Origin of the sequence: Mycobacterium stomatepiae (genome assembly GCF_010731715.1) — a bacterium.
GTDB classification, from domain to species: domain Bacteria; phylum Actinomycetota; class Actinomycetes; order Mycobacteriales; family Mycobacteriaceae; genus Mycobacterium; species Mycobacterium stomatepiae.
This window is the reverse complement of sequence record NZ_AP022587.1, coordinates 3,863,126-3,885,164: the sequence shown is the minus strand read 5'-3', so window position 1 is coordinate 3,885,164 and position 22,039 is coordinate 3,863,126. Positions and strand designations below refer to the sequence as shown.

Below are 22,039 nucleotides of genomic sequence, written 5' to 3'. Positions count from 1 at the left end.
GGCCCCGCCAACTTAGTCCAACCCACCGCGCGGTGGACGGGTTAAATCCGTGCAGAACGCAACTTGCAGGGCGCCCGCGGAGTATCTGCCGTCGGCGCAAATGGCTCCCAAATTTTTCTGGTTTCTCCCAACCACCGGTGACAGCCGCTCGATCGTCGGTGGGTCGCATGCTTCGTCGAACCGCGAGATTCCACACGGATATCGCGCACCGAGCCGCCGTTATCTGGCCGAGGTGGCACGCGCCGCGGATCGCCTGGGGTTCGAGGGCGTACTGACGCCGACGGCAACGTGGTGCGAGGACGCGTGGCTGACCTCGGCCGCGTTGCTGGCGGAGACGGAAAGGTTGAAGTTCCTGGTCGCCTTCCGTCCCGGACTGGTCCCTCCTACCCTGGCCGCACAGCAAACCGCGACACTGCAACGTTTTTCGGAAGGCAGGGTGCTGCTCAACGTCGTCAGCGGCAGCGACGACGCCGAGCAACGCCGGTTCGGCGACTTTCTCGGTCACGACGAACGCTACGGCCGCACCGCGGAGTTCCTGCAGATCGTGACGTCGGTGTGGACGCAGGAGTCGGTCAACTTCAGCGGCAAGCACTAAACCGTTGAAGATGCGCGGGTCTCCGCGCCGCCGAATCCGTTGCCGGAGATCTACTTCGGCGGCTCCTCCGGCCCGGGGTTGCCGATCGCCGCGGAGTATGCGGACGTCTGCCTGACCTGGGGCGAGCCGCCGCAGGCGGCGGCGGCCAAGATCGAGAAGGTGCGGGCCGAAGCCGCGACGCGGGGCAGGAAGGTGCGGTTCGGGATTCGCCTGCACACCATCAGCCGGGACACCTCGGCGGCGGCCTGGGCCGTCGCCATCGAATTGCTAGCCGAGCTCAGCAACGAGCAGATCGCCAAAGCCACGGCACTGCACGCCAGTTCGGAGTCCGAGGGACAACGCCGGATGACGGCGCTGCACGGCGGCCAGGTCGACAAGCTGGAGATCTACCCGAATCTATGGGCCGGAGTGGGCCTGGTTCGTGGCGGTGCGGGCACGGCGCTGGTGGGCAGTCATCAGGAAGTCGCAAACCTGATCAGCGAATACCACGCGCTGGGTTTCGACGAGTTCATCCTGTCGGGTTATCCGCATCTCGAGGAGGCGTACTGGTTTGCCGAGGGCGTGCTCCCACTGATGGCCAAGGCCGACTTGCAATCGAGATGATTTGAAGGCCGCCGCCGCCTAACACGCGAGCCGAACGCCCTTGGGTGCGGCTGTTCTGCTGCGCGCAATCCGATTAGCGCAGCTAGAGTTTGGGGCGCGCGACGTTGAGCTGGGCAGGGGACGATATGCAATCAACAGGGCCTGCGTATCGCTGTACGTGTCCTCACCCGCCGGCATCTGACGGGGGTGCGGCGGCCGGCCCGGAATCGTCGGGCGACTCTTCTGGTTAGACAGGGTTAGCGGGTTGTGACCCCGCGACATCCTTAGCACGGCGGTACTTGTTAGGAAGGCAGGTCCAATGCCTGACCCGCAGAATCTTCTCCACCTCGCGGTGGCATTGGACGGCGCCGGGTGGCACCCGGCCGCGTGGCGCGAGGCCGACGCCCGCCCGGACCACTTGTTCGAAGCGGGTTACTGGGCCGATCTGATCGCCGAAGCCGAACGCGGACTGCTGGATTTCGTGACGATCGAGGATTCGCTGACACTGCAGTCCGATCATCCATTCAAGCCCGACGATCGGACCGACCGCGTGCGCGGCCGATTGGACGCGGTTCTCATCGCCGCCCGAATTGCGCCGCGCACTAAGGGCATTGGATTCGTCCCGTCGGTGAACGTCACGCATACCGAGCCGTTCCACCTGTCGAAGTCGATCGCTACGCTCGACTACGTCAGCACCGGCCGAGCCGGTGTGCGGGTTCAGGTCTCGGCGCGGCCCGATGCGGCGGCACATTTCGGGCGCCGCGAATCGCCTCGCCTGTCCGTCGACGGCATCGACGACGAGGCCAGCCAGCAGCAGATTGGTGACTATTTCGCCGAGGCCGCGGATTACGTTGAAGTGCTGCGTCGTTTGTGGGACAGCTGGGAGGACGACGCCGAGATCCGCGATGCCCGCACCGGACGGTTCGTCGACCGCCAGAAGTTGCACTGCATCGATTTCGAGGGACGCTGGTTTTCCGTCAAGGGGCCGTCGATCACACCTCGCCCACCGCAGGGCCAGCCGATCGTGGCGGCCCTGGGCCACGGCGGTGTGTCCTACCAGCTGATCGCCGAGGGTGCCGATATCGGATTCGTCACCCCGCACGATGCGACGCAGGCCAGTGACGCTGCCCTCGAGATCGGCTCACTGCGCCGCGCCGTCGGGCGCGGCCAGGACGCCGTGCACCTCTTCGGCGACCTGGTGGTGTTCCTGGATCGCACGACACAGGCGGCGCAGGATCGGCGGCGCCGCCTCGATGATGTTGCTGGGCACGAATATCGAAGTGATGCCGAGGTTTTCGTCGGCACGCCGGTACAGCTGGCCGACGTGCTGCAGGAGTGGCATGCCGCCGGACTGTCCGGATTCCGCCTGCGTCCCGCCACCCTTCCCTACGACCTGGCTCAGATCACCGATGGGCTGGTGCCCGAATTGCGCCGCCGCGGAGTGTTCCGGACCGCCTACGAAGCGGACACGCTACGCGGGTTACTCGGATTGCCCCGTCCCGCCAACCGCTACGCGGTCGCATAACACATCGACACCGAAGGTTTCCCAATGAGTAAGCCGATCAAGCAAATTCACCTGGCCGCGCACTTCCCCGGCGTCAACAACACCACGGTGTGGAGCGATCCCGCGGCCGGCAGTCACATCGAGTTCAGTTCGTTCGCGCAGTTCGCCCAGACCGCCGAACGGGGAAAGTTCGACTTCTTGTTCCTGGCCGAGGGACTGCGGCTGCGCGAGCAGAACGGACAGATCTACGACCTCGATGTCGTCGGCCGGCCCGACACCTTCACGGTCCTCGCCGCGCTCGCAGCGGTCACCGATCGCATCGGCCTCACCGGCACGATCAACTCGACCTTCAACGAGCCCTACGAAGTCGCACGACAATTCGCCTCGCTGGACCACCTCTCCGGTGGCCGCTCCGCCTGGAACGTCGTCACCTCGTGGGATGCCTTCACCGGCGAGAACTTTCGGCGCGGCGGCTTCTTGGCGGAGGATCAGCGCTACGAGCGGGCAAAGATATTCCTGCAAACGACACAGGAGCTTTTCGACTCGTGGCGCGGCGACGAGATATTGGCGGACAAGGCAACTGGCGTCTTCCTGTCCGATCCGAACGCGGGCGCATTCACGCATTCAGACGCCCATTTCGATATCCATGGCCGGTTCAACGTGCCGAGAAGCCCCCAGGGTCGGCCGGTGATCTTCCAGGCCGGCGATTCCGACGGGGGCCGCGATTTCGCCGCCGCACAAGCCGACGCGATCTTCTCCAGACACAGCACCTTGGATGCCGGGCAAGAGTTCTACGAAGACGTCAAGGGCCGGCTCGCCCGGTACGGCCGTAGCCGCGACGAGCTGCTCATCCTTCCGGCCGCGACCTTCGTGATCGGCGATACCGACGCCGAGGCCGCCGACATAGGCCACGAGGTGCGGCTGGCGCAGGTGTCCGCCCAGACCGCGATCAAGTTTCTCGAACAACTGTGGAATCGCGACCTGTCCGACCACGACCCCGACGGGCCGTTGCCCAGCGTGGACCCCGTCGTGGGGGAGAACAGCATCTCGCGCGGCCGGGCCAGTGTTCGCATGTTCCGCGATCCGATCGCGATCGCCAACGAGTGGCGGGCCAAGGCCGAGGCGGAGAACCTGACCAGCCGGGAGCTGATCGTCGAAGTCACTGGGCGCCAATCCTTCATCGGCTCACCGCAGACCGTCGCCGCCACGATCAACGACCTTGTCCAAGCGGACGCCAGCGATGGGTTCATCCTGGTCCCGCACATCACCCCCGGTGGGCTCGATCCGTTCGTGGACAAGGTCGTGCCGCTGCTGCAGGAACGCGGAGTGTTCCGCACGGACTACGCCGGCACCACGCTGCGCGACCACCTGGGCCTCGCCCCCTTACCGACGCCGCAGCATTCCGGCGCCCGAGCCGCCTCGACGGGTGTGGCATCGTGAAGCGTTGTGCGCCATGACCACTCCGTTAGGGGTGCTCGATCTAGTCCCGATCTCATCGGGTTCCACCGCGCGTGCCGCCTTGCGCAACAGCATCGACCTCGCCCAGCACGCCGAGCGACTGGGCTACACGCGGTACTGGTTTGCCGAACACCATCTCAATCCGGGGGTCGCCGGCACTTCGCCCGCGGTGTTGCTCGCGTTGACCGCCGCCGAAACCACGACGATCCGGCTCGGCTCGGGCGCGGTGCAGATGGGACATCGGACCGCGCTGGCCACGGTGGAAGAGTTCGGCCTGCTGGACGCCGTGCATCCCGGGCGATTCGACCTCGGCCTCGGCCGTTCCAGCGGCAAGCCGCGTGACGCGAGTTCCCCCGTGCCAGCCACCGCGCGGACGTTGAGCAACGCACGCACGTCCAACGGATTGTTGATACCGGCGCACTTCGACCCGAGGCCGCTGCTGAAATCGCCGCGCTTCGCGTTGCAGAAGGCGCTGCTGCAGCTACCTGGCGCCGAATCGCAGAACTACACCGAGCAGGTCGACGACATTCTCGCGTTGATCGCCGACACCTACTCGGCCGACGGCGAAGTGGCCCACGTGGTACCCGGAGCAGGTGCTGACCTACAGATTTGGATTCTGGGCAGCAGCGGTGGCGAGAGCGCCGTCGCCGCCGGTCGCCGGGGTCTACGGTTCGCCACCAATTACCACGTCGCGCCCGCCAGCGTCCTCGAGGCGGCCGACGCGTACCGCGCGGCCTTTCGGCCGTCAGCCGAGCTGGACCGGCCCTACGTCGCGGTCTCGGCGGACGTCGTCGTCGCCCAGGACGAGCCCACCGCCCGGGAACTGGCCACGGGTTACGGGCTATGGGTGCGCAGCATCCGGACCGGTGAAGGCGCGATTGCGTTTCCGACTCACGACGAAGCTCGCGCGCACAACTGGACCGATGCCGAGCGCGAGCTCGTCGCCGATCGCGTCGACACTCAATTCGTGGGATCCGCGACCCAAGTCGCCGACCAGCTGCAGCTGCTGCGCGACGCCATCGAGGCCGATGAGCTGATCGTCACCACGATCACCCACGACCACCGGGACCGGGTGCGGTCGTATCAGCTGCTCGCTGAAGAGTGGGCACGCCGATAAGCAGCAGCGTCGCCGCCGCCAGCCATGACACGGTAGGCACCCACGGCAAGGCGGACGCGATCGCCGGAACCCGATCACCATGGGCGGTCACCAGCGCGATGCGCGCGATCGTCGCCACCGCAATCACCGAGAACAGGGCGCCGGCCGCGGTGCCCTCGCGACCGTGGCGGCCGATCGCCAATGCCGCGACCACCGCGCTGACCATCACGGCGCCCCAGGCTGCGCCACAGACGAATTGGGCTGCGGCGAGCGAGACGACATCGGTGGCCAGTGCCGCGGCCCACGCCGATGCGGCGGCTACCACCGCGCCCACCATCATCGCGACCACGCCGCCGAGGCGCTTCGCCAGCACCGATGCCAGCGGCGTCACCAGTGCGAATCCGATCCAGAACAGCGCTAACAGTGCCGGAAGTTCTTTCGCGTCAGCGTATTTGGCGAAGAGCCGCTGGGCATTGATCGAGGAGTGCACCTGGAATCCCAGCTGTGCGAGCAAAGCCGCCGCGAGGAACACGAGCAAGGTGCCGACCCGGAATTCTTGGGGTGCCTGGCGTTCGCGCGGTGCGGCGCGGCAGAGGGCCTTCTCGGCCCAGACGATCGACAAGGTCGCCGCGAACACGGACACCGCCGATGCGCCGAAGAGGATCCGCGGGTCGTATGCCGCGAGCCGTCCGGTCAGAAAGGGCGTCGACGCGGTGGCCATACCGACTCCGACCACGTACAGCGACGAGACCCACGGTTGCCGGCCCTCGGGCGTGTAGCGGCCGAGCAGGGCCAGCGGCGGTGCGCGCAGGGCCGAGGAGGTGATCGCCCACACCACAATCAGGGCCACGAAGAGGTAAGTGCCGGAACGCGATACGAGGGGCAGCAGCAGGAACGCCAGCGTGGAGACCGTCGTCGTCGCCGCGATGATCGCGCCCACCCGGCCAACCAGCCGGGCCACCCGGTCGACGGCGGCGCCGGCTGCCCAGTCGCAGCACGCGAAGATGATCTGATCGGCCACCAGAAGCCAGCCCACCACGGCCGCGCTGATGCCGGCCTGCGCCGCGAGTTGCGGGAGATAGATGACGTATCCGACCCACGCCAGCCCGAAGACGAGCTGTAGCAGCCCGAAATAAACTCCGACTCTGGTCGACACCGCACGGGGCATGACGTGGCCCTTCCGCCGCTAACTCTTTCCCGAAGGATTTCGACGCTAGCGCTGAGAGTCGTTCAGGTTAGGACGATTTAGGGCGAGAAAGGGACGAAAAGCGAAGCCCGGATCACCCGACGGGGGTAATCCCCGCGTTGGAGATGGTGAACCCCTTGCCCGAGGACACGGTGCAGGTCACGCCGTCGGGCTTCGATGTGCAGGTGAAGGGTCCGACGCCGGCGGTTTGGTCGTAGCCGAGGGTGGGGGTGTCTTCCGCTGGGTTGCCCAGACAGGACGTCCCCTTACATGGGGTGACGACGCCGGTGGCGGACAGTTGGACGGATTGCGGCGGGTTCATCGTTTGGCAATAGGCGTCGTCGGAGAGTCCAGCCCGCTGGTAGTTCACTTCGCAGCTGATGTTGCGGGACGGAGACAAGAACGTGCACTCCGTCGCCGAACACGCGGGTTTGTCCGCGGTGGCCGCCGGCATTCCCGTATAGCAGCCACCGAAAAGGATTGCCGCGACGACCGCTCGTTTCATGGCGTTAAACCTAACGGATAGGCAGCCCGGTGAGCGCCCGGGATATCACCAGGCGCTGGATCTCGCTGGTGCCCTCGAAGATGGTGAAGATCTTCGCGTCGCGGTGCATCCGCTCCACCGGGTAGTCGCGGGTATAGCCGTTGCCGCCCAGGATCTGGATGGCCTCGTCGGTCACATAGACGGCGGCCTCGCTGGCGACCAGCTTGGCCATCGAGCCCTCGGCGGAGTCGAAGTCTGGTTGTTGCGTGCCATCCAGCCGGCCCGCCACACCAGCAGCCGCGCGGCATCGACGCGGCTCTTCATGTCGGCGAGCTTGAACACCACCGCTTGGAACTCGCCGATCTTGCGGCCGAATTGCTCGCGCTGGCAGGCGTATTCGAGCGCGTACTCGTAGGCGGCCCGGGCCACGCCCACGGCCATCGCGCCGACGGTGGGCCGGGTGCGCTCGAAGGTCTTCAGTGCCGCCTGACCACCCGCCGAGGCGCCGGACTTGAGCCGGGCAATGCGGGCTTCGAATTTCTCGTGACCGCCGAGAATGCAGTCCTCGGGTAGCCGCACGTTGTCGAGCACCACCGCGGCGGTGTGCGACGCGCGGATCCCGTGCTTCTTGAATTTCTGTCCCTGCGACAGACCCTTGGTCTCGGGCGGAATGACGAACGACACCTGACCGCGGGTACCCAGCTCCGGATAGACCGACGCCACCACGATGTGCACATTGGCGATGCCGCCGTTGGTCGCCCAGGTTTTCGTGCCGTTCAGCACCCACTCACGCGTCGCCTCGTCGAAACGAGCGCGGGTGCGGATGGCGCCGACGTCAGAACCCGCGTCGGGCTCCGACGAGCAGAACGCGCCGAGTTTGGGGTCGCCCGGTGTGCCGAACATCTCGGGTAAGTACTCACCGAGCTGTTCGGGAGTTCCGTTGCCCGCCAACGCCGCTGCGGCCAGCCCGGTCCCCATGATGGACAGCGCGATGCCCGCGTCGCCCCAGAACATCTCCTCGAACGCGGTCAGAAAGCCCAGGCCCGTCGGCTCGGCGGCCTGCTGCGCGAAGAAGTCGGGGGAGTAGAGGCCCACCTTCGCGGCCTCCTGGATCACCGGCCAGGGCGTCTCTTCTCGTTCATCCCATTCGGCCGCCGCTGGCCGGATGGTCTCGGCCGCGAACTGGTGCACCCAATCGCGTACCTCGATGACGTCGTCGCTCAGTTGCATGGAAAAAGTCATGGCTCTACTCCTGGAATAGGTTGATGCGCTTGAACTTCTAGGGGTTTCTTGGGATGGTGTGCTGCGCGAGAAAGCTGACCGTCTGGGTGACCCAGGCCTCGAAATAGCGATCCTGATCGACGTTGCCCGGTAACCGACCGGACAGCGCCCGCAGCGTGGCCGCGTGGGACAAGGAAGCGATCGCCACGGCCGCGGCGGCCTCGGGATCGGGAATGTTCGTGCGGCCCGACCGATTGGCGGCGGCTAGCTCGTCGGCGAATCGCTGATAGGCGTTGTCGGTGATCACCTGCCAGGTCTTCTCGTCGAGATCGCCGAGCTCTTCGGGTTCGCGCAGCATGACCTTGAGCAAATCCTCGCTCTGGTGCAGGTTGCTCCAGATCAGCTGACCCGCGGTGCGCACCGCCTGCTCGACACTGCCCGGCTGCCCGGCGTCGAACTGCTCTCGCGCGGCCACAATGCTGTCGATCCGTTGGGTGACCGCCGCCTCCAGCAGTTCTCGCTTGGAGGCGAAGTGCTTGTACAACGCGCCCGATCCGGGCGCTAGACCGGACGCCCGCTGGATGTCGGCGACCGACGTCGCCGCATAGCCCTTGGCGGCGAAAAGCTTCAACGCCTCCGCCAGCAGTCGATCGCGTCCCGAGTCGGGCATGGTGAGAGAGTACTCACTCACCGTAGGGTTGGCAAATAGTCGTCGCGCGTATTCATCCATGACCTCTACCCGGCGCGGGTATCGATCTGGCGGGCAATTTTCAGGCCGGAGTCAGCTTGAGGGGAAGGTATCGATGTCGGCGGATGATGTTGTTCACGGCCCAGACCGGTTGCCCGACCACATCGATACGGTCCACTTGTTCCACCACCGCACGCAAAATCGCGGCGGTTTCCATTCTGGATAGTCCCTGACCGGCGCAGGCGTGCGTGCCGTGGCCGAAACCGATATGGCGGCCTGCGTCGCGGCGGATGTCAAAGATTTCGGGTCTGTCCCACTCGTTTTCGTCACGGTTGGCCGACGCGTACATGACCACAACCCGTGACCCGGCAGGTATCTGCGTGCCGGCGATCTCGGTGTCGCGGCATACCTGGCGGGCGAAGGCGCGCAGCGGCGATTCGTAGCGGATTACTTCGTTGACGGCATTGGGGATCAGTCCGGGTTCCTCTTTGAGTAGGCGCCACTGTTCGGGGTGCGTAGCCAGCAGATACAGGGCGTTGGAGATGGCACTGATCGTCGTGTCCAGGGACGGGGCGATGTAATCAATCATCAGGGCCGAGCAATCGTCGTAGCTCAGCTGCCCGGCGTCGGCGGCGCAGAGCAATTCGTGGGCCATGCTTCCGTCCAGGACGGTGCGTTGCCGCACCACACGACGGGCGAACAGCAGCATCTGCATGCTGCGTGGAGTCGCTTTGATGGCTTGCCAATTGAGTGGTCCGAGGATGTCGAACGTGGCGCCGGCCCAGTCGATCAGGTGCTTACGTTGATCGCGCGGCCAGCCCACGAGGTCGGGGACAATGGCCAGCGGCAGGGCCGTCGCCAAATCGGCGACAGCGTCGACGTGGGCGCGTCGTACGGCGGCGTCGACGACGGCATCTGCCTGCTTTTCGATGGCCTCACCGACGGAGCGCAGCGCCCGGGCCAGCAGCCGGTGAGCGAGCAGCTTGCGGCGTCGATCGTGTTCGGTGCCGGCACTGTTGAGCGTGGTGCCGCGAGAGAGTCGGTTGCTGAACGGGTTGAGCGCGACACCGCGTCCGGAGATGAATGCCGCGTCGTTGCGCAGCGTGGCTTTGCACTCGGCGTAGCGCGGCAGTGCGTAGACCCGGTGGCCGTGCAGCCAGACCACCGGGCCGGCGTCGCGCAGTCGCCGATAGTGCGGGTAGGGGTCGAGCAGCGCGGCGCGGCTGTAGATGCTGTGCCGGTAGGCGGCTACACCCTTGGGCCCGTTGCTCATGAGGAATCTCTTAGCTGCCCGGCTGAGCCGTTTCTCCGCATAGCGAACAGAGCCTGACAAAATCGTCACATATGCCGATACCCTCAGTCAATAGGCGCGGCCGAGTCGTCGGCGGCGCGGCATTCCGGCGATAGTCGAAGTTGCTGTAGGCACAAGGCTGCCGGTGCGCAATGCTGGGACCAGGGGTGCCCAGCACCGGGCCCGCGGTGCCCGGATCGAGCCACGACGGAGGGACCGCAGTGAACGAAGAACAGCACGACGTGATGGCCACGGGCCACGGCTTTATCGCGGCGCTGGACCAAAGCGGCGGCAGCACGCCAAAAGCCTTGAAGCTGTACGGGATTGAAGACAATGCCTACCACAGCGACAAGCAGATGTTCGACCTGATCCACCAGATGCGCTCGCGGTTGATCACGAGCCCCAGCTTCACCGGCGAGAAGGTCATCGCGACCATCCTGTTCGAGCAGACCATGGACCGGGCTATCAACGGCGAGGACTCCGCGGCGTTTTTGTGGAAGCAAAAGCACATCGTGCCGTTCGTGAAGGTCGACCAGGGGCTGGCGGACGCCGAAAACGGGGTGCAGCTGATGAAGGAGATGACCAAGCTCGACGGCCTGTTGGAGCGGGCCGTCGAGAAGGGCATTTTTGGCACCAAGATGCGCTCGTTCATCCAGGAGCCCAACGAGGCGGGTATCAAGGCCATCGTCGACCAGCAATTCGAGTACGCGGACAAAATCGCCGCGGCCGGACTGATGCCGATTATCGAGCCCGAGGTCAGCATCAAGAGTCCCGACAAAGCCAAGGCGGACAGCCTGCTGGTGTCGGCGATCAGCGCCAAGCTCGATGAGCTGCCCGGCGCCCAGCGGGTCATGCTCAAGCTGACGTTGCCGGACGAAGAAAATCTTTACGCGCCGCTGATCGGTCATCCCCGGGTGCTGCGGGTGGTCGCGCTGTCCGGCGGCTACAGCCTGGCGGAGAGCTGCCGAATCCTGGACCGCAATCATGGTCTGATCGCCAGTTTCTCGCGCGCCCTGACCGAGGGATTGACCGCACAGCAAAGCGACGCGGAATTCGACGCGAAGCTCGGCTCGAATATCGACCAGATCTACGCCGCGTCGATCACGTAGCGGAGCCTGGCTCAGCGCGCCGGAGGCGAAATTTGTGTGACGCGGCCGTCCGTGTCGAGTGCGATGGACCCGCTCAGCGACCCATCGGAGACGTGGATGCGCAAGCCCAGCGAACCATCCTTATGGGACTCGATGGTGAGGAAGATTCTGTTGGCGTCGTAGATGCGCAGACTCTGGGGTGCTTGCTGCACCACACCGAGTACCGCCTGCACGTCGAATTTGCCGAGGTCACCGACTGCCGAGCCCGGTAAGGGGGAAGGGGTCGGGCCGAGGCTCATCCAACTGCCGTCGCGGTAGACCCAGGTCACGATCTTGTGCGCGTTGGCGGTGTCCGGACGGATGACGACCACCTGTTCTTGGTAGATGTTCAGCTGATAGCCGAGCGTGTCGCCGAACTGGGTGCGCATCTGCGCCAATACGCCCGTCACCCCGCTGAATGTCAGCAGTGGGGTGGGCGGGGTACTTGTGCTGCTGGTGGCCGCCGAGCCTGTGCTGTCGGCGGTGCTGCTCGGTGCCGGGGCGGGATTCACCGCGGAGGGCGAAGATGCGCCGCGCTGGAATGTCCAGGCGATACCGGCGCCCAGCAGCGTAAGCGTCAAGGCCGCCGTGACCACGATCCAAAGAGCCCGGATGCGGGTGCTTGACGGTGCGCCCGGAGCCGAGACCGGGAGGGGATGCACCTGCAAATCCGAGACCAGCGACTGCAATTCGCCGAGGGTGGTTGCCTTGGTTGCGGCGCTCACTCGCTCGCGGTGTTCTTCGGTCGACAGTTGGCCGTCGCCGAGGGCTGCGTCGAGTGCCTCGCAGGTGTTGTTGCGATCGTCGTCGGTAGCCCGGAGATTGTCGCTGACCACAGCAAACATGGTAAGAGGCCCGGCGGCCAATGGGCGGCCAATGGGCCGGCTCTGCCGGCCGGTGACCGGCGCGCACCGGTAAACGCATCCCACTAGGCTTCGAGCCATGGCTCCGAAGCTGCCCTCGCCCAAGATCTTCCTCGAATGGCCCGTGCTCCGTCAGCTGCGATCGGGAGACGCATTCGGTCGCGGGCCGGCGGTGACTTCCAAGCAGACCCGTGCGATCGCACCGCGCACCACGACCGCCGACCGGGTCGTGCAAAGCGTGTGCCCGTACTGCGCGGTCGGCTGCGGCCAAAAGGTGTTCGTCAAGGACGAGAAGGTCGTTCAGATCGAGGGCGATCCCGACTCGCCGATCTCGCGGGGCCGGTTATGCCCCAAGGGGTCGGCGAGCGAGCAACTGGTCAACTCGCCGGGCCGCCAGCTCGAGGTGCTCTACCGCGCCCCGCGGGCGGCCGAATGGGAGCGCCTCGACCTGAACACCGCCATCGACATGGTGGCCGATCGCTTCCTCGAGTCGCGCCGCAATACCTGGCAGGACATCGACAAGAAGGGCAACCTGCTGCGCCGCACCATGGGCATCGCGGCGCTGGGCGGTGCGACCCTGGACAACGAAGAGAACTACCTCATCAAGAAGCTTTTCACGGCCGCGGGCGCGATCCAGATCGAGAACCAAGCTCGTATTTGACACAGCTCCACGGTTCCCGGTCTGGGAGCTTCCTTCGGGCGCGGCGGCGCCACCCAATCACTGCAAGACATGGCCAACGCGGATTGCATCATCATCCAGGGTTCCAACATGGCCGAGTGCCATCCGGTGGGATTCCAGTGGGTCGAGGAGGCCAAAGCCCGTGGGGCGCGGCTGATTCACGTCGATCCGCGCTTCACCCGGACCTCGGCGGTGGCCGACAAGCACGTCCCGATCCGGGCGGGCTCGGATGTCGTGCTGCTGGGTGCCCTGATCAACCACGTGATCACAAACGACCTGTGGTTCAAGGAGTACGTCGTCGCCTACACCAACGCGGCCACGCTGATCAACGAGAACTTCCGGGACGCCGAAGATCTCGGCGGCCTCTTCTCCGGCCTCGATCCCGAGACCGGGCAGTACGACCCGTCGTCGTGGGCGTATGCCGAACACGGGGACTCGGATCCCGAGCACGGTGCCGACGCCTCGGCCCGGGCGGCAGGCGATCAGCACGGGATGGGCGGCCCGCCGCTGGCGCACGCGAGGGTGCAGCGCGACGAAACGCTGCAACACCCGCGGACGGTCTTCCAGATCCTCAAGCGGCACTACGCGCGCTACACGCCGGAGATGGTGCGCGATCTTTGCGGTATCAGCCTCGCCGATTTCGACTATCTCGCCCGCTCCATCGTCGAGAACTCCGGTCGTGAGCGCACCACCTGCTTCGCCTACGCCGTCGGATGGACCCAGCACACCCTGGGTGCCCAATTCATCCGCACCGCAACAATTTTGCAGTTGTTGATGGGTAACGTGGGACGCCCGGGCAGCGGCATCATGGCGCTGCGCGGCCACGCCAGCATCCAGGGCTCCACCGACATTCCCACGTTGTTCAACCTGCTGCCCGGCTACCTGCCGATGCCCAAGGCGGGTACCCACGACACCCTTGCCGACTACCTCGACGCGGTCGGGTCCAAGAAACAGAAAGGCTTCTGGGCCAACGCCGATGCCTACACCGTCAGCCTGCTCAAGGCCTGGTGGGGTGATGCCGCCCGCGAGGACAACGACTGGGCCTTCGACTACCTGCCGCGGCTGTCCGGACCGCACGGGACCTACCAGACCGTGATGGGCATGCTCGACGACGAGGTGGAGGGCTACTTCCTGCTGGGCCAGAACCCGGCAGTCGGATCGGCCCACGGCCGGATGCAGCGGCTCGGCATGGCGCACCTGAAATGGCTCGTGGTGCGAGACATCAACATGATCGAGTCGGCCACCTGGTGGAAGGACGGCCCCGAAATCGCCTCGGGCGAACTCAAGACCGAGGACATCGAGACGGAGGTGTTCTTCTTCCCGGCGGCCACGCACGTCGAGAAGGCGGGCACCTTCACCCAGACGCAGCGGCTGATTCAGTGGCGGCACAAGGCACTCGAGCCGCCCGGCCAGTGCCAAAGCGAATGCGAGTTCTTCTACGAGCTGGGCAAACGGATCAGGGCACGCCTGGCGGGTTCGACCGATGAGCGCGACCGCCCGTTGCTGGACCTGACGTGGGACTACCCGACCGACGAGCACGGTGACATCGACGGCGAGGCGGTGCTCGCCGAATACAACGGTCGCCACCTCACCGGCTCCGATGCCGGCAAGCCGGTGTCGTCGTTCACCGAGCTGCGTGCCGACGGGTCGACCGCGGCCGGGTGCTGGATCTATGCCGGGGTATACGCGCACGGCGTCAACCAGGCCGCCCGCCGCGTCCCGCACGGCGGCGACGGTCCGAGCCAGTCGGAGTGGGGATGGGCGTGGCCGGCCGACCGCAGGATTCTGTACAACCGCGCCTCGGCCGACCCCGACGGCAAGCCGTGGAGCGAGCGCAAGCGCTACATCTGGTGGGACCCCGAGCAGGGGCGCTGGGTCGGCGACGATGTGCCCGACTTCCCCGTCGACCGCGCGCCGGGAAGCCGACCCGACCCCGCGCTCGGCGGACCGGCCGCGCTAGCCGGTGACGACCCGTTCGTCATGCAGGCCGACGGTAAGGGATGGCTGTTCGCACCCACGGGTGTGGTCGACGGGCCGCTGCCCACGCACTATGAGCCGCAAGAATCGCCGGTCACCAACGCGTTGTACCCCCAACAGCAGAATCCGTCGCGAATCATCTTCCCGCGCAAGGACAATCTGAGTGCGCCGAGCGCGGGTGACCCCGGCGCCGATGTGTACCCATACGTGTTCACCACCTACCGGCTCACCGAGCACCACACCGCGGGCGGCATGAGCCGGTGGCTGCCGTACCTGTCCGAGTTGCAGCCGGAGATGTTCTGCGAGGTCTCCCCGGAGCTGGCCGCCGAACGCGGGCTCGAACCCTACGGCTGGGCCACCCTCATCTCGCCGCGCGCCGCGATCGAGGCGCGCGTGCTGGTCACCGAGCGGATGAATCCGCTGGTCATCGGCGGGCACACCGTGCATCAGATCGGGTTGCCGTATCACTGGGGTGTGGGCAGCGACGCGGTGGTGAGCGGGGACGCCGCCAACGACCTGCTGGGTGTGACGCTGGATCCCAACGTGCAGATCCAGGAGTCCAAGGCCGGGTCCTGCGACATTCGACCGGGCCGGCGGCCGCAAGGCGCGGATCTGCTGCGGTTGATCGAGGAGTACCAGTCTCGCGCGGGTGCCACGGTCGAGACGGACAATGTACGAGTGACCGAGGCCGTCTGGGACGTGCTGGAGGACGAGGCCCCGCCACACGGGCAGAACAGGGAGGGAAGCTGATGGGGCAGCTGACCGGGCCGACCGACCCCGCCGCCGATGCCGGCTGGGCAGATGTCAAGCCGCGCAAGGGTTTTTTCACCGACACCTCGATCTGCATCGGTTGCAAGGCATGCGAAGTCGCCTGCAAGGAGTGGAATCGCAACCCGCGTGACGGCGATCTCGAACTGCTGGGCTCGTCCTACGACAACACCGGTTCACTGGGAGCGAGCACCTGGCGGCACGTGGCATTCATCGAGCAGGGACGCGACCGCATCGAGGAGGCTCGCGAATCCGGCCGGGCGTTGATCGGCTTGGGTATGCCCGCTTTTCCGGGTGCCCAGGACAGCACCGACAGCCAGGCCGATTCGAAGCCGCCGGACACCCCGGAGTTTCGCTGGCTGATGTCCTCGGATGTCTGCAAGCACTGCACGCACGCGGGTTGCCTCGACGTCTGCCCGACGGGGGCGTTGTTTCGCACCGAGTTCGGCACGGTGGTGGTGCAGCACGACGTGTGCAACGGCTGCGGAACGTGCGTGGCGGGGTGCCCGTTCGGCGTTGTCGAGCGTCGCAGCGACGGCACGTACGCCACCCCGGAGCGACAGTCCGACCAGCTGGCCCACGAGTACGTCACCGGCGTCGCGCAGAAATGCACCCTGTGCTACGACCGCCTGCTCGAGGACCAGACACCGGCCTGCGCACAGACCTGCCCGACGACGTCGATCAAGTTCGGCAATCACGACGACCTGGTGGACCGGGCGCGCGCGCGGGTAGCTCAGCTGCACGCCGAAGGGCGCACCGAGGCAAGGCTTTACGGCGCTAACGAGAACGACGGCGTCGGTGGTACCGGGTCGATCTTCTTGTTGCTGGACGAACCGGAGGTCTACGGTCTGCCGCCCGATCCGCGGGTGTGCACGGCCGACCTGCCGACGATGTTCAAGCGGGCCGCGATGGCAGCGGCAGGCATGGTCGGGGCGGCCGCACTGGCGTTCTGGAGCGGCCCTAGGAACAAGATATGAGTACCTCGGAATTCGACAGCTTCCGTCCGCCGGAGCCCAAGGGCGGTAGGCGCCGCAAAGGGAAGCGTGCGGGCTTACGTGGCGGCGGAGACGGTTCGCGCGAGATGCCGATGGTCCCCGACGCCGAATTCACTTCGTACTACGGGCGTCCGGTGGTCAAGCCCCCGCCCTGGGGCCACGAGGTGGCGGCGTATTTGTTCTTGGGTGGCGTCGCCGGCGGGTCGGGTCTGCTCGCGGCCGGCGCCCAGCTGACCGGGCGAAAAACGTTGCGCCGCAACACCAGGATCTCGGCGCTGATCGCGGTGTCGCTGGGCGCGGTCGCGCTGGTGAAGGACTTGGGCCGGCCCGAGCGTTTCGTCAACATGATGCGTACGGTCAAGCTGACCTCCCCGATGAGCATCGGCTCGTGGATCCTCAGCTCGTTCAGTGCCGCCATTGGGATCGCGGCGGTGTCCGAGGTCGACCGGATGACCGGCGAGCGAATTCCGTTGGGCCCGTTGCGTCCTGTATTGCGCGCCGTGGAGGGACCGGCGGGCCTGGGGGCGGGGGTGCTGGCGCCGCCGCTGGCCGTCTACACCGCGGTGCTGCTCACCGACACCGCGACCCCGACGTGGAACGCCGCGTATCGAGACCTGCCGTTCGTGTTCGCGAGCTCGGCGAGCCTGGCCGCCTCGGGATTGGCGATGATCACCACCCCGGTCGCCGAGGCCGGGCCCGCACGCAGCCTCGCCGTCATCGGCGCGATCAGTGATCTGATCTCCGCGAGGTTCACCGAGTACCGGATGGACCCGGTGACCAGGGAACCGCTGCACCATGGCACGCCCGGCCGGTTGTTGGCGTGGAGTGAAAGGCTCGCCGCCGCAGGCGGTTTGGGCGCATTGCTCGGGGGACATCGCCGCGATGTCGCCGCGTTGTCGGGACTGGCGCTACTGACGGCGTCGGCGATGCTGCGGTTCGGCTTCTTCGAGGCGGGCAAGGAATCCGCCCGCGATCCTCGCTACACGATGGAGCCGCAGAGACGCCGGTTGGCGGCGCGTCGCGCGGCGGGCATCACCTACGACTCGATCACCACCGCGGATTGAAGCCGGCTAGCGGACCTCGATGCCCGCGCCGGCCACGGTGTGCCCGATCACCGGGTGACCGGGCAGCTCGCCCACCACGAGCAGGCCGCCCGAGGTTTGCGCGTCGGCCAGCAGCAGCAGCTCGTCCTCGGTGACGCCGGGGCCGGGACGTAGCTGCGGTCGAACCCAATCGAGGTTGCGCCGAGTCCCGCCGGAGACGAAGCCGTCGCGCAGCGCCGCGCGTCCCGCATCGAGGACCGGCACCGCGGCGCGGTCGATGACCGCGCCGACCTTCGAGGCCCGGCACATCTTGTACAGGTGGCCGAGCAGTCCGAAGCCGGTGACATCCGTGGCCGCCCGCACCCCGTTAGCGACCGCGGCCTCGGCGGCGTCGCGGTTGAGCCGGGTCATCGTCGCGACCGCTTCCACGAACACCTCGCCGGTCTGCTTGTGCCGGTTGTTGAGCAGTCCCACGCCGAGCGGCTTGGTGAGGGTCAGCGGCAGCCCGGGTTGGGCGGCGTCGTTGCGCAGCAGCCGATTCGGGTCTGCCACGCCGGTCACCGCCATGCCGTACTTCGGCTCCGGGTCGTCGATGGAGTGGCCCCCGATCACCGGGCAGCCGGCTTCCGATGCCACCGCCAGCCCGCCGCGCAGCACCTCGGTCATCAGTTCCAGGGGAAGCACATCGCGCGGCCAGCCGACCAGGTTGATCGCGACCACCGGGCGTCCGCCCATCGCGTAGACATCGGAAAGCGCGTTGGCCGCGGCGATCCGGCCCCAGTCGTAGGCGTCGTCGGCGACGGGCGTGAAGAAGTCCGCCGTGGACAGCACCGCGAAGTCGCCCACCCGCACCGCGGCCGCGTCGTCGCCGTCGTCGAGCCCGACCAGGACGTCGCCGCTGGTCTGCCCGGCCAGCCCGCGGACCGCCTCTTCCAGCTCGCCGGGCGGAATCTTGCAAGCACAGCCACCGCCGTGCGCATAGCCGGTCAACCGGGTCTGCGTCTGGGTCATGTCACGAGCCTACGAGTAACGGGCAGGCTGACAACCTGCCCGCCTCAGCGCGACCACCGTCAATATCGTCACACGCGTTAGCGTGCGCGTCGTGGGCTTTGAGTCTGCGCCCACGGCGGCGACACGCCGGGTGAGGCCATCGCACCCGCAGACTGGACGCCACGGTCGCAGACTCGGACGGGGCCCGGCGGCATCGGTGCTGACCACGCTAGTTTGTGCAGGGAGGCGTTTGGGTTCCTGGTGGTCCCCCCGGTCTTCAAAACCGGTGAGATCGAGTATCTCGGTCTGGCGGGTTCGATTCCCGTCCGCCTCCGCCAGACGCGGACGGAGGAGGCACGTGACGCAGGTCGACCCACGCCGCCTGATTCCGCGCACGGATCAGTTGCTCTCGCTTCCGCCGGTGCAGGAGGCGCGAAGCCGGCTGGGTGAGCAGGCGGTCAGGGCCGTGGTGCGAGATGTCCAGGAGCGGGCCCGCTGCGGCGACCTGGCCCCCGAGCGGGTGCGCGACGCGGTCCTGGCGTCGCTGGCCGCGCACCGGAACACCCGGTTGCGGCCGGTGCTCAACGCCACCGGCGTCGTCGTGCATACCAATCTGGGTCGTGCGCCGTTGGCGACGAGCGCGGTCGACGCGCTGGTGTCGGCAAGCGGTTACGTCGACGTGGAACTCGACCTCGACACCGGCACCCGCTCGAAGCGCGCGATCGCCCTTCGCCGAGCGCTGCTGGATGCCTGCCCTGAAGCCGAGGACGCGCTGGTGGTAAACAACGGCGCCGCCGCGCTGGTGCTGGCGACCACGGCGCTCGCGTCCGGCGGCGAAGTCGTGGTGAGCCGCGGGGAACTGATCGAGATCGGTGCCGGCTTCCGGCTGCCCGACCTGATCGCCTCCACCGGGGCCCGCCTGCGCGAGATCGGAACCACCAACCGCACCCACTTGAAGGACTACGCCGACGCGATCGGGCCGCACACCGGATGCGTGCTGAAGGTGCACCAGAGCAATTTCCGGGTCGAGGGATTCACCTCCGCGGTCGCGGTGTCGGAGCTTCGGGAACTAACCGCGGAAAAGCGGGTGCCCTTGGTCGTCGACCTCGGCAGCGGCCTGTTGGCGCCCGACCCGCTGCTGCCCGACGAACCCGACGCCGCCACCACCCTGGCCGACGGCGCCGACGTGATCACCGCCAGCGGCGACAAGCTGCTCGGGGGGCCGCAGGCGGGCATCGTGCTCGGCTGCGGCGACGTGGTCACGCGGATGGCACGGCATCCGCTGGCGCGAGCGGTTCGTGCCGACAAGCTCACCCTCGCCGCTCTGGAGGCCACGGTCCGGGCCGGCACCTCACCGGTGACCCAGGCCCTGCACGCCGATCCCGAGGGACTGCGGGCGCGGGCCGTACTCCTGGCCGAGGCGGTCGGTGCGTCCGTCGTCGCGCACGACGGCCGAGTCGGTGGCGGTGGGGCGCCGGGCGTCCCGTTGCCGGGATGGGCGGTCCGCCTACCCGAGCCCGCGGCGGCCGCCCTGCGGGCGGGTGACCCGGCGGTCCTGCCGCGGGTGCACGACGGCTCCTGCCTGGTGGACCTGCGCTGCATCCCGGAGTCCGACGATGGCCGGCTGCTGGCCGCGGTCCGAGCGGCGTTGGCCGCAATACCCGAGGCGGACCGCTGAGCACTCACGTCTCGAATGTCGTGGCCACCGCCGGCCACGTCGATCACGGTAAGAGCACCCTGATCCGCGCGCTGACAGGCATGGAACCCGACCGGTGGGAGGAGGAGCGACGCCGCGGCCTGACGATCGACCTCGGCTTCGCCTGGACCACCCTGCCGTCGGGCCGCGAGGTGGCCTTCGTCGACGTGCCCGGACACCAGCGCTTCCTGGCCAACACGTTGGCCGGTCTCGGCCCCGTGCCGGTGGTCTGCTTCGTCGTTGCCGCGGACGAGGGCTGGCAGGCGCAGTCCGGCGACCATCGCGACGCGCTCGCGGCGCTCGGAATCCGGCACGGCCTGATCGTGATCACCCGCGCCGACCGGGCGCCGGAGCGTGCCACCGCAGTGCTGGCGCAGGCCCGCGACGAGCTGGCCGGCGCCGGGCTGGCGGATGCGCCCGGGGTCGTGGTGTCGGCGGTCGAGGGGACCGGGTTGACGGAATTGCGGGCCACTCTCGATCGCGTCCTTCAGCAACTGCCCGCTCCGGAAACCACCGCCCGGGTGCGGCTGTGGGTCGACCGCTCCTTCACGATCACCGGCGCGGGCACCGTCGTGACCGGGACGCTCGCGGCCGGCACGGTGGCGCGCGGCGACCGGCTTGACGTGCTCGGCGCCGAGCAGCCGCAGTCGGTGGTGATCCGCGGCCTGCAGAGCCGGGGTGAGCCCTACCCGACGGTGGGCCCGGTGGCGCGGGTCGCGCTCAACCTGCGCGGCGTCTCGCGCGACGTGATCCACCGCGGCCACGCGCTGGTCACCCCCGGGGCGTGGCCGAGCACCGGCACGCTCGACATCCGCCGCATGTCCGGCGGTCGCTTGACCGAGGCCGCGGCCAAACTCGTCGTGCACGTCGGCACCGCCGCCGTGCCCGCCCGGCTGCGGCCGTTCGACGACGACCATGGCCGGCTCACGCTCGACCGGCGATTGCCGCTCGTGCTCGGCGACCGACTGGTGCTGCGCGACCCGGGCGGTCAGTGGGTGCTGGGTGGCGCCCTGGTGCTCGATGCCGACCCGCCGGTGTTGCGGCGACGCGGCGACGGGACCCGCCGATCCGCGACACTGGGCGAGATGGACGGGGCCGGCGACGTCGGCGCCGAGGTGGCCCGGCGTGGTGCGGTGCGGGAGAGCCATCTGCGCCGACTCGGGCTGCTGCCGCCGGAGGTCCCCGCGCAAGTGCGAGTGCTCGACGGCTGGTGGGTGCACGGCGCGACGTACGACGCCTGGCAGCGACGCCTGCGGGCCGCGGTCGAGGAACTTCATGCGCGAGACCCCTTGGCCGAGGGGCTATCTCGCGGTGCCGCCCGCGACCTGCTGGCCCTGCCGGACGAGTCGCTGCTCGACGCGGTGGCCCGCGACGCCGGACTCGAGCAGCACGGCGGCCACCTTCGGATACCCGGCGTGCGCGACGACCTCGGTGACGCCGAGGCCGGGGTCAGCGAGTTGGAAGCACGACTGCAGGCCGAGCCTTTCCGCGCGCAGGAGGCCGACGACCTGTCGGCGCTGAAGCTCGGTGGGCGTGAGTTGGCCGCGGCCGAGCGCCTGGGTCGGGTGCTGCGGCTGCACGACGGTGTCGTGCTGTTGCCCACCGCACCGGCCCTGGCGATGCGCGAGTTGGCCCGGCTCGACCAGCCGTTCACCACGAGCCAAGCGCGGCAGGCGCTCGGCACCACGCGCCGGGTGGCGATTCCGTTGCTGGAGCACCTCGACTCGCGCGGCTGGACCCGACGGCTGGACGCCGGACACCGGGAAGTGGTGCGATGAATTTTGTTGTAGGGGAAG

15 protein-coding genes, 1 tRNA gene and 2 pseudogenes are annotated in these 22,039 nt (G+C 67.7%); 11 read left to right on the top strand and 7 right to left on the bottom strand.

Annotated features, from left to right (window positions below):
* Nucleotides 1–100 precede the first annotated feature (100 nt).
* The 4 genes and pseudogenes from G6N54_RS18290 to G6N54_RS18275 all read left to right on the top strand — a co-directional run bounded on the left by G6N54_RS18290 (nt 101) and on the right by G6N54_RS18275 (nt 5,256).
* Nucleotides 101–1,198: pseudogene (locus G6N54_RS18290) on the top strand (LLM class flavin-dependent oxidoreductase).
* 298 nt (nt 1,199–1,496) lie between these two features.
* On the top strand, nt 1,497–2,702 hold the full coding sequence (locus G6N54_RS18285; protein ID WP_163791315.1) for an LLM class flavin-dependent oxidoreductase: 1,206 nt from the start codon (nt 1,497–1,499) through the stop codon (nt 2,700–2,702).
* Between the two features lie 24 nt (nt 2,703–2,726).
* On the top strand, nt 2,727–4,121 hold the full coding sequence (locus tag G6N54_RS18280) for an NtaA/DmoA family FMN-dependent monooxygenase (protein ID WP_163791314.1): 1,395 nt from the start codon (nt 2,727–2,729) through the stop codon (nt 4,119–4,121).
* Nucleotides 4,122–4,134: 13 nt separating this feature from the next.
* A complete protein-coding gene (locus G6N54_RS18275; protein WP_163791313.1) occupies nt 4,135–5,256 on the top strand; it encodes an LLM class flavin-dependent oxidoreductase in 1,122 nt (373 codons plus the stop codon).
* Here the strand turns inward: G6N54_RS18275 and G6N54_RS18270 are convergent.
* The 5 genes and pseudogenes from G6N54_RS18270 to G6N54_RS18250 form a co-directional block, all read right to left on the bottom strand.
* Nucleotides 5,189–6,403, bottom strand: coding sequence for an MFS transporter (locus G6N54_RS18270; protein WP_163791312.1), 1,215 nt, complete (start codon nt 6,401–6,403; stop codon nt 5,189–5,191). The two genes, G6N54_RS18275 and G6N54_RS18270, sit on opposite strands and share 68 nt — an antisense overlap.
* 112 nt (nt 6,404–6,515) lie before the next feature.
* On the bottom strand, nt 6,516–6,926 hold the full coding sequence (locus G6N54_RS18265; RefSeq protein ID WP_163791311.1) for a hypothetical protein: 411 nt from the start codon (nt 6,924–6,926) through the stop codon (nt 6,516–6,518).
* Between the two features lie 10 nt (nt 6,927–6,936).
* Nucleotides 6,937–8,147 (bottom strand): annotated as a pseudogene (locus G6N54_RS18260) (acyl-CoA dehydrogenase family protein).
* Between the two features lie 37 nt (nt 8,148–8,184).
* On the bottom strand, nt 8,185–8,796 hold the full coding sequence (locus tag G6N54_RS18255) for a TetR/AcrR family transcriptional regulator (RefSeq protein ID WP_163791310.1): 612 nt from the start codon (nt 8,794–8,796) through the stop codon (nt 8,185–8,187).
* A 100-nt stretch (nt 8,797–8,896) separates the two neighbouring features.
* Nucleotides 8,897–10,087, bottom strand: a complete 1,191-nt coding sequence (locus tag G6N54_RS18250; protein WP_163791309.1) for a cytochrome P450 — start codon at nt 10,085–10,087, stop codon at nt 8,897–8,899.
* 239 nt (nt 10,088–10,326) lie between these two features.
* On the opposite strand from G6N54_RS18250, the gene G6N54_RS18245 reads away from it, so the two are divergent.
* Nucleotides 10,327–11,214 (top strand): fructose bisphosphate aldolase, encoded by an 888-nt coding sequence (locus G6N54_RS18245; protein ID WP_264078204.1) that lies wholly within the window; start codon nt 10,327–10,329, stop codon nt 11,212–11,214.
* Nucleotides 11,215–11,225: 11 nt separating this feature from the next.
* Here the strand turns inward: G6N54_RS18245 and G6N54_RS18240 are convergent, their stop codons facing one another.
* Nucleotides 11,226–12,068: a DUF1707 domain-containing protein gene (locus G6N54_RS18240; RefSeq protein WP_179969083.1), complete on the bottom strand. Its 843-nt coding sequence runs from the start codon at nt 12,066–12,068 to the stop codon at nt 11,226–11,228.
* 106 nt (nt 12,069–12,174) lie between these two features.
* On the opposite strand from G6N54_RS18240, the gene fdh reads away from it, so the two are divergent.
* From fdh to nrfD, 3 genes are read left to right on the top strand one after another with little or no spacing between them, the layout of a single operon-like run.
* On the top strand, nt 12,175–15,501 hold the full coding sequence (gene fdh, locus G6N54_RS18235) for a formate dehydrogenase (RefSeq protein WP_163791306.1): 3,327 nt from the start codon (nt 12,175–12,177) through the stop codon (nt 15,499–15,501).
* On the top strand, nt 15,501–16,496 hold the full coding sequence (locus G6N54_RS18230; protein ID WP_163791305.1) for a 4Fe-4S dicluster domain-containing protein: 996 nt from the start codon (nt 15,501–15,503) through the stop codon (nt 16,494–16,496). The genes fdh and G6N54_RS18230 overlap by 1 nt, the downstream gene beginning before the upstream one ends.
* The gene (gene nrfD, locus G6N54_RS18225; RefSeq protein WP_163791304.1) at nt 16,493–17,578 is read left to right on the top strand and encodes an NrfD/PsrC family molybdoenzyme membrane anchor subunit; all 1,086 of its coding nucleotides are present in this window, start codon (nt 16,493–16,495) and stop codon (nt 17,576–17,578) included. The genes G6N54_RS18230 and nrfD overlap by 4 nt, the downstream gene beginning before the upstream one ends.
* A 6-nt stretch (nt 17,579–17,584) precedes the next feature.
* Here nrfD and selD read toward each other — a convergent pair whose 3' ends face one another.
* Nucleotides 17,585–18,568 (bottom strand): selenide, water dikinase SelD, encoded by a 984-nt coding sequence (gene selD / locus G6N54_RS18220; RefSeq protein ID WP_163791303.1) that lies wholly within the window; start codon nt 18,566–18,568, stop codon nt 17,585–17,587.
* Between the two features lie 221 nt (nt 18,569–18,789).
* Here selD and G6N54_RS18215 point away from each other — a divergent pair.
* From G6N54_RS18215 to selB, 3 genes are all read left to right on the top strand, one after another.
* Nucleotides 18,790–18,885: transfer RNA gene (locus G6N54_RS18215), tRNA-Sec, on the top strand.
* Nucleotides 18,886–18,905: 20 nt separating this feature from the next.
* Nucleotides 18,906–20,225, top strand: a complete 1,320-nt coding sequence (gene selA, locus G6N54_RS18210) for an L-seryl-tRNA(Sec) selenium transferase (RefSeq protein WP_163791302.1) — start codon at nt 18,906–18,908, stop codon at nt 20,223–20,225.
* A 20-nt stretch (nt 20,226–20,245) separates the two neighbouring features.
* Nucleotides 20,246–22,021: a selenocysteine-specific translation elongation factor gene (gene selB, locus G6N54_RS18205; protein ID WP_197939541.1), complete on the top strand. Its 1,776-nt coding sequence runs from the start codon at nt 20,246–20,248 to the stop codon at nt 22,019–22,021.
* Nucleotides 22,022–22,039 lie beyond the last annotated feature (18 nt).

Coding starts and splice junctions, on each gene's coding strand:
- G6N54_RS18285 (WP_163791315.1), top strand. CDS start 1,497: ATGCCTGACCCGCAGAATCTTCTCCACCTCGCGGTGGCATTGGACGGC.
- G6N54_RS18280 (WP_163791314.1), top strand. CDS start 2,727: ATGAGTAAGCCGATCAAGCAAATTCACCTGGCCGCGCACTTCCCCGGC.
- G6N54_RS18275 (WP_163791313.1), top strand. CDS start 4,135: ATGACCACTCCGTTAGGGGTGCTCGATCTAGTCCCGATCTCATCGGGT.
- G6N54_RS18270 (WP_163791312.1), bottom strand. CDS start 6,403: ATGCCCCGTGCGGTGTCGACCAGAGTCGGAGTTTATTTCGGGCTGCTA.
- G6N54_RS18265 (WP_163791311.1), bottom strand. CDS start 6,926: ATGAAACGAGCGGTCGTCGCGGCAATCCTTTTCGGTGGCTGCTATACG.
- G6N54_RS18255 (WP_163791310.1), bottom strand. CDS start 8,796: ATGCCCGACTCGGGACGCGATCGACTGCTGGCGGAGGCGTTGAAGCTT.
- G6N54_RS18250 (WP_163791309.1), bottom strand. CDS start 10,087: ATGAGCAACGGGCCCAAGGGTGTAGCCGCCTACCGGCACAGCATCTAC.
- G6N54_RS18230 (WP_163791305.1), top strand. CDS start 15,501: ATGGGGCAGCTGACCGGGCCGACCGACCCCGCCGCCGATGCCGGCTGG.
- nrfD (WP_163791304.1), top strand. CDS start 16,493: ATGAGTACCTCGGAATTCGACAGCTTCCGTCCGCCGGAGCCCAAGGGC.
- selD (WP_163791303.1), bottom strand. CDS start 18,568: ATGACCCAGACGCAGACCCGGTTGACCGGCTATGCGCACGGCGGTGGC.